The following is a 7,858-nucleotide window of genomic DNA, read 5'->3' on the forward strand; positions in this document are numbered from 1 at the left end:
GGGGCCCCCCCCCGCGGGCGCCGCGGCCCCCCCCACGACCGGGGGGTCTGCACCGTGCTCACGGCGGCCGGCCCGACCCGGGCCAGCCTGGGCGGCGCGGTGCTGGCCGCCGCGGCCCGGGACCCGTCGGCGCTGCCCTGCGCCGGAGACTGGGTGCTGCTCACCCACTGGCCGGACCGCCGGGTCACAGTGGCGGCGGTACTGCCGCGGCGGAGCGCGCTGATCCGCCGTACCGCAGGCAAGGACGCCAGCGGCCAGGTGCTGGCCGCCAACCTGGACACCGCCGCCGTTGTCGAGCCGGTGCACCCCGAGCCGGACGTGGGTCGAATCGAACGACTGCTCGCCCTGGCCCACGAGTCCGGTGCCCGTCCACTCGTCGTGCTGACGAAGGTCGACCTCGCGGCCGACCCGGCCGCGTTGGCCCGCCAGCTTGCCGCGGTCGCCCCCGGGGTGCCGGTGCTGCCGGTCAGCGCCGAACAGGGCGTCGGGCTGGACCCGCTGCGCGCCGAGGTGGCCCCCGGCCGCACGCTCGGCCTGCTCGGGCCGTCCGGCGCCGGCAAATCGAGCCTGGTCAACGCCCTGACCGGGGCGGCGATGATGCCCACCCAGGCGATCCGACGCGTCGACGGCAAGGGCCGGCACACCACCACCTGGCGGGCGCTGGTGCCGATCCCCGGCGGCGGCGCCGTGATCGACACTCCCGGGGTGCGCGCGGTGGGCCTGCTGGACGGCGCGGTCGGGCTCGACCGGGCGTTCACCGACATCGCCGGGCTGGCCGAGGGCTGCCGGTACGCCGACTGCGGCCACGACGGCGAGCCCGCCTGCGCGGTCCGCGAGGCGCTGCGCACCGGCGAACTGCCCACCCGCCGGTGGGAGAGTTGGCGACGGCTACAGGGCGAGGTGGCCCAGGAGAGCCGACGGCGGGAGGCGCGGACGGCGGCGGAGCGGCGCGGCGGGTGGCGTTCGGCCCGGCGCCGGGCTGTCCGACCGCCGACGCCCGGGGGGTACTGAGCGGCGCTCGGTGGCTGCGTACGTCGCCCGGCGGGTGGCGGCGCTCGCGGGCCGGGCGCGTGGCGGTGCTCTCGGCCGGGGCGCGTGGAGGCGGTGCCCCGCTGCGGCCGACCGGGCTGAGCTGGGGGAATGTGCGGGCGGGGGAAACTGTCGTACCTCGGGGCTAGAGTTGCCGAGGCGTGTTTTCCGCGCCCGCACGACCGCTCAGATCATCCCAGAGCGGGACACATCCTTCGCTTCGTCTTCTCCCGGGAGTACACGCACCGTGGCCGACCGACTGATCATCCGTGGCGCGCGCGAGCACAACCTGCGTGACGTCAGTCTCGACCTGCCCCGGGACGCACTCATCGTGTTCACCGGGCTGTCCGGGTCGGGCAAGTCGAGCCTGGCCTTCGACACGATCTTCGCCGAGGGGCAGCGCCGCTACGTCGAGTCGCTGTCGTCGTACGCCCGGCAGTTCCTCGGCCAGATGGACAAGCCAGACGTCGACTTCATCGAGGGCCTGAGCCCCGCCGTCTCCATCGACCAGAAGTCCACCTCGCGCAACCCGCGTTCGACGGTCGGCACCATCACCGAGGTCTACGACTACCTGCGCCTGCTCTACGCCCGCATCGGCGAGCCGCACTGCCCGGTCTGTGGCGAGCGGATCTCCCGGCAGAGCCCCCAGCAGATCGTCGACCGGGTCCTCGCGATGGACGAGGGCACCAAGTTCATGGTGCTCGCGCCGGTCATCCGCGGTCGTAAGGGCGAGTACGTCGACCTCTTCGCCGAGTTGCAGGCCAAGGGCTACGCCCGGGCCCGGGTCGACGGTGTGGTGCACCCGCTCACCGAGCCGCCGAAGCTCAAGAAGCAGGAGAAGCACACGATCGAGGTGGTGATCGACCGCCTCACCGTCAAGGCGAGCGCCAAGCAGCGGCTGACCGACTCGGTCGAGGCCGCCCTGGGCCTGTCCAGCGGTCTGGTGCTGCTCGACTTCGTCGACCTGCCGGAGGACGACCCGGACCGGGAGCGCCGCTACTCCGAGCACCTGGCCTGCCCCAACGACCACCCGCTGGCCATCGAGGATCTCGAGCCCCGGGTCTTCTCCTTCAACGCGCCCTACGGTGCCTGCCCGGAGTGCACCGGCCTGGGCACCAAGAAGGAGGTCGACCCGGAGCTGCTGGTCCCCGACCCGGAGCGCAGCCTGCGCGAGGGCGCCATCCAGCCCTGGTCCACCGGGCACAACCTGGAATACTTCCTGCGCCTGCTGGAGGCGCTCGGCGAGGCCCAGCACTTCGACGTCGACACCCCGTGGCGGGCGCTGCCGGCGCGGGCGCAGAAGACGATCCTGCACGGCTCCGACGACCAGGTGCACGTGCGGTACCGCAACAAGTACGGCCGCGAGCGCTCCTACTACACCGGTTTCGAGGGCGTGGTGCAGTGGATCGAGCGCCGGCACTCCGACACCGAGTCCGAGTGGTCCCGCGACAAGTACGAGGGCTACATGCGTGACGTGCCGTGCGCGGCGTGCGGCGGCGCCCGGCTCAAGCCCGAGGTGCTCGCGGTCACCCTGGCCGGCAGGAGCATCGCCGAGGTCTGCAACCTGTCGGTGGGGGAGTGCGCCGACCTGCTCGCCGGCATCGAGCTGACCGACCGGCAGAAGCTGATCGCCGAGCGGGTCCTCAAGGAGATCAACGCCCGGCTGCGGTTCCTGCTCGACGTCGGCCTTGACTACCTCTCGCTGGACCGGCCGGCCGGCACGCTCTCCGGCGGCGAGGCGCAGCGCATCCGGCTGGCCACCCAGATCGGCTCCGGTCTGGTCGGGGTGCTCTACGTGCTCGACGAGCCGTCGATCGGGCTGCACCAGCGCGACAACCACCGGCTGATCGAGACCCTGATCCGGCTGCGTGGCCTGGGTAACACGCTGATCGTGGTGGAGCACGACGAGGACACCATCCGCACCGCCGACTGGATCGTCGACATCGGGCCGGGCGCGGGTGAGCACGGCGGCAAGATCGTGCACAGCGGCTCGGTCCCGGCCCTGCTGAAGAACAAGGAGTCGATCACCGGGGCGTACCTGTCCGGGCGTCGGTCGATCCCGACCCCGTCGACGCGCCGCCCGCAGGATCCGGGCCGCGAGTTGGTGGTGCACGGCGCGCGGGAGCACAACCTGCGCAACCTGACAGTTCCGTTCCCGCTGGGCCAGTTGATCGCGGTCACCGGGGTGAGCGGTTCGGGCAAGTCGACGCTTGTCAACGACATCCTGTACGCGGTGCTGGCCAACCAGATCAACGGCGCCCGGCTGGTGCCCGGCCGGCACACCCGGGTCTCCGGTCTGGAGCACGTGGACAAGGTCGTCGGCGTGGACCAGTCGCCGATCGGCCGGACGCCACGCTCCAACCCGGCCACCTACACCGGCGTCTGGGACCACGTCCGCAAGCTCTTCGCCGAGACCACCGAGGCCAAGGTCCGGGGGTACGGCCCGGGTCGGTTCTCCTTCAACGTCAAGGGCGGGCGCTGCGAGGCGTGCTCCGGCGACGGCACTATCAAGATCGAGATGAACTTCCTGCCCGACGTGTACGTCCCCTGCGAGGTCTGCAAGGGCGCCCGGTACAACAGGGAGACGCTTGAGGTGCACTACAAGGGCAAGACCGTCTCGGAGGTGCTGGAGATGCCGATCGAGGAGGCGGCCGAGTTCTTCTCCGCCATCCCGGCCATCCACCGGCACCTCAAGACCCTGGTCGACGTCGGCCTGGGCTACGTACGCCTCGGTCAGCCCGCGCCCACCCTCTCCGGAGGCGAGGCGCAGCGGGTCAAGCTCGCGTCCGAGCTGCAGAAGCGCTCCACCGGTCGGACGGTCTACGTGCTCGACGAGCCGACCACCGGCCTGCACTTCGAAGACATCCGCAAGCTGCTGATGGTGCTGGAAGGGCTTGTCGACAAGGGCAACACGGTGATCACCATCGAGCACAACCTCGATGTGATCAAGACGGCCGACTGGCTGATCGACATGGGTCCGGAGGGTGGCCACCGGGGCGGCACCGTGCTCGCCACCGGCACCCCCGAGGAGGTCGCCGAGGTGGCCGAGAGCCACACCGGCGAGTTCCTGCGCCAGGTGCTCAAGCTCGACGGCGCGGCGACCGGCGCGGTGGCCGCCACCACCCGGGCGGCCAAGGCCAACGGTGTCACCAAGGCGCGGGCGAGCCGCAAGGTGCCCGCCGCCGCACGCTGACCTGGATTTCCGAGGTCGGTCCGGCCGGGTTGCTGTGCGGCAGTCCGGCCGGGCCGCTGTGCGCGGCGGTCCACGACCGGCCTCGTGGTGTCCAGTCCGACGTGGGTTGATCGACCGGGGTCCGCCTCGTCCCATTTCCGGTTCGAACGGATGCCGTGGTGAACCATCCGGCACAGTTGCTCGTGTGGACAAAGTACGGCCGGCTCTTGACCGGCCCGGCGGGCTAGAGAGAGGCGAGGCATGAGTGACGATCAGGCGCTGACCGGTCCGGGTACGCAGACCCGTCGTACCCTGCTCACCGGCGTCGGGGCGGTCGGCGCGGCCGTCGTCCTGGCGGCCTGTGGCAGTGACGACGGCGACGGTGGCAGCGACGCCCCCACCAGCGGTGGCCCGGCGGTGCCCAGCACCGGTGACGCGGGCGGCGGCGACCGGCAGGGTGCGCAGTCGCTCGCCACCACCGCCGACATCCCGGTCGGTGGCGGCAAGGTGCTCGCCACCCAGGGTGTGGTCATCACCCAGCCGGTGGCCGGCCAGTTCAAGGGCTTCAGCCCGATCTGCACGCACCAGAACTGCCCGGTGACGAACGTCGACGGCGGCACGATCAACTGCACCTGCCACAACAGCAAGTTCTCGATCGAGGACGGCTCGGTGAAGGCTGGCCCGGCCACCAAGCCGCTGCCCCCCAGGAACATCAAGGTCACCGGGGACCAGATCTCGCTGGCCTGACCCGGGCGGTGCGGCCCGCCGGTGCGGCCTGCCGCTCTGACGGTGGGCGGTGGGCGGTGGGCGGTCGGCGAGGCGTCTGCCCTGTCGCTTGATCGACTCGCGTTGCGGGAAGTCGGGGTGTTCGTGACACGGCGACACCCCGACTTTCCGGAAACCGAGTCGATCTAGAGGTTGCGTGGGGCTGTCGGTGGTGCGGACTAGGCTTGTTGGCGTGGCTGACCCCTCTACCTACCGTCCCGCACCCGGCACCATCCCGGAGTCACCGGGGGTCTACCGCTTCCGCGACGGAACCGGCCGGGTGATCTACGTCGGCAAGGCGAAGAACCTGCGCAGCCGGCTCAACTCCTACTTCGGCGACGTCTGGAATCTGCACGAGCGCACCCGCCAGATGGTCACCACCGCCGAGTCGGTGGACTGGATCATCGTCGGCACCGAGGTCGAGGCGCTCCAGCACGAGTTCACCTGGATCAAGCAGTACGATCCCCGGTTCAACGTCCGCTACCGCGACGACAAGTCGTACCCCTACCTGGCGGTCACCCTCAACGAGGAATACCCCCGGTTGCAGGTGATGCGCGGCGCCAAGCGCAAAGGGGTGCGCTACTTCGGTCCGTACTCGCACGCCTGGGCCATCCGGGAGACCCTCGACCTGCTGCTGCGGGTGTTCCCCGCCAGGACGTGCTCGGCCGGCGTGTTCAAGCGTGCCGGCCAGGTTGGCCGCCCCTGCCTGCTCGGCTACATCGGCAAGTGCTCGGCGCCGTGCGTCGGCACCGTCTCCGCCGACGAACACCGCGCGATCGTCGACGGGTTCTGCGACTTCATGGCCGGTCGCACCGACACCATGGTCCGCAAGATCGAGCGCGAGATGACCGAGGCGAGCGCGCAGTTGGAGTTCGAGCGCGCCGCCCGGCTGCGGGACGACGTGGCCGCGCTGCGCCGGGCCATGGAGAAGCAGACAGTGGTGCTGGGTGACGGCACCGACGCCGACGTTGTCGCGTTCGCCGACGATCCGCTTGAGGCGGCCGTGCAGGTCTTCCACGTTCGCGATGGCCGGGTCCGCGGCCAGCGCGGGTGGGTGGTGGAGAAGACCGAGGATCTGACCACCGGAGACCTGGTGCACCACTTCTGCACCCAGGTGTACGGCGGCGAGCAGGGCGAGGCCGACGTGCCCCGGGAGTTGCTGGTGCCCGAGCTGCCCGCCGACGCGGACGCGCTCGCGGAGTGGCTCTCCGAGCACCGGGGCAGCCGGGTGTCGCTGCGGGTGCCGCAGCGCGGCGACAAACGCTCACTCATGGAGACGGTGGAGCGCAACGCGAAGGACGCGCTGGCCCGGCACAAGCTGAAGCGTTCCGGTGACCTGACCACCCGGGGCAAGGCGTTGGACGAGATCAGCGAGGCGCTGGGCATGCGCACCTCGCCGCTGCGCATCGAGTGTTTCGACATCTCCCAGATCCAGGGCACCGACGTGGTCGCCAGCATGGTGGTCTTCGAGGACGGGTTGCCCCGCAAGAGCGAGTACCGGCGGTTCATCGTCCGGGGCGCCACCGACGACCTGTCCGCCATGTCCGAGGTGCTCCGCCGCCGCTTCGCCCGCTATCTCGACGCGAGGGCTGAAACCGGCGAGGTGGGGGTGGAGTCGGCCGACGACCCGGTCGCCCCGGAAGATGCGGCGGAGCCACAGGTCGGTGTCCTGATCGATCCGACCACCGGCCGGCCGCGGAAGTTCGCGTACCCGCCGCAGTTGGTGGTCGTCGACGGCGGTGCGCCACAGGTCGCGGCCGCCGCGCAGGCCCTCGCCGACCTGGGCATCGACGACGTGGCGCTGTGTGGGTTGGCCAAGCGGTTGGAGGAGGTCTGGCTCCCGGACGACGACCTGCCGGTCATTCTGCCGCGCACCTCGGAAGGGCTCTATCTGCTGCAACGGGTCCGTGACGAGGCCCACCGGTTCGCCATCACCTTCCACCGGCAGCGCCGATCCAAGCGGATGACCGAGTCGGCGCTGGACCACGTGCCCGGCCTCGGCGAGGTGCGGCGCAAGGCGCTACTGCGCCATTTCGGGTCCCTCAAGCGGCTTTCGACAGCGACGGTCGAAGAGATCACCGAGGTGCCCGGGGTGGGCCGACGTACCGCAGAGGCGATCCTGGCCGCCCTCGACAAGGATCCGAAGGTCGGCGATGGCGCGGAGCCGGAGCCCAGCATCTGATCGTTGCCCCTGCTCACCCGGCTCCCTGCGGCGGCCGACCAGTCCGCGACCGGCTGGCGTCGTGCGTCCCGTAATGGGCGGCAGGGCCTTTCCGCATGATCGTGCTCGATCCAGGATGTAGTGGCCTCGCGGCGTGCGCGGGGGCCTGTTTCCTGGATCGAGCGCGATCATGGGTGGCCTAGCGCTCGTTGCTCGGCCCTGCCTCGGCTTATCCTACCGCGATGGGCGGTTCGTCCGGTTTGGGGGCGGATGTCGGGTGGTTGGGGTCACCCGGTCGGCGGAATCGTGGGCCGGCCGGGGTCGTTATACCTGGCATGCCACCGCGACCTCGGGTCGTCGGTGCGCGGCAGTCGCCAACAACAACGGTCAGGTCGCCCAGGGGTTTTCACACACCCGCCACGCCGCCCCCGGGGTCACCTCCCGGATGCGCGGTGGCTGCCGGGAACACCCGGCCGGTCGCCCTGGTTACATCCCCTGGCCCGGTCGAGCACCACCCGGCCGACCCGGGAGCCCGGTGGAATGATCCGCCACCCCGCTTGGTTACACCTGGTCCCGATGCCGGCCCCCAGGGCCGCCGGGCAGAGCCCCCCGCACACGTGTGCCGCCCCCACCCCCGGGGTGTGCCACGTACCCCCGATGCAGAGGAGCACGCCATCATGCGTACCGATCTGATCCGTAAGACCGCTCTGACCGCTGCTGGTCTCGCGTTC

At 71.1% G+C, this 7,858-nt stretch carries 4 protein-coding genes; all 4 read left to right on the forward strand.

Going from position 1 to position 7,858, the window contains the following annotated elements; all coding sequences use genetic code 11:
- The first annotated feature begins 54 nt into the window (after positions 1 to 54).
- The 4 genes from rsgA (at position 55) to uvrC (ending at position 7,148) form a co-directional block, all read left to right on the forward strand.
- Positions 55 to 1,011, forward strand: coding sequence for a ribosome small subunit-dependent GTPase A (gene rsgA, locus AB0B85_RS33470; RefSeq protein WP_357413766.1), 957 nt, complete (start codon positions 55 to 57; stop codon positions 1,009 to 1,011).
- Positions 1,012 to 1,276: 265 nt separating this feature from the next.
- The gene (gene uvrA, locus AB0B85_RS33475) at positions 1,277 to 4,222 is read left to right on the forward strand and encodes an excinuclease ABC subunit UvrA (protein ID WP_357413768.1); all 2,946 of its coding nucleotides are present in this window, start codon (positions 1,277 to 1,279) and stop codon (positions 4,220 to 4,222) included.
- A 240-nt stretch (positions 4,223 to 4,462) separates the two neighbouring features.
- Positions 4,463 to 4,948 carry a Rieske (2Fe-2S) protein gene (locus tag AB0B85_RS33480; protein ID WP_357413770.1) on the forward strand — a complete coding sequence of 162 codons (486 nt, stop codon included), beginning with the start codon at positions 4,463 to 4,465 and terminating at the stop codon, positions 4,946 to 4,948.
- 211 nt (positions 4,949 to 5,159) lie between these two features.
- The gene (uvrC, locus tag AB0B85_RS33485; protein WP_357413772.1) at positions 5,160 to 7,148 is read left to right on the forward strand and encodes an excinuclease ABC subunit UvrC; all 1,989 of its coding nucleotides are present in this window, start codon (positions 5,160 to 5,162) and stop codon (positions 7,146 to 7,148) included.
- Positions 7,149 to 7,858 lie beyond the last annotated feature (710 nt).

The sequence above is a fragment of the Micromonospora sp. NPDC049044 genome (assembly GCF_040649215.1).
In the GTDB taxonomy this organism is placed as follows: domain Bacteria; phylum Actinomycetota; class Actinomycetes; order Mycobacteriales; family Micromonosporaceae; genus Micromonospora.

Coding starts and splice junctions, on each gene's coding strand:
- AB0B85_RS33480 (WP_357413770.1), top strand. CDS start 4,463: ATGAGTGACGATCAGGCGCTGACCGGTCCGGGTACGCAGACCCGTCGT.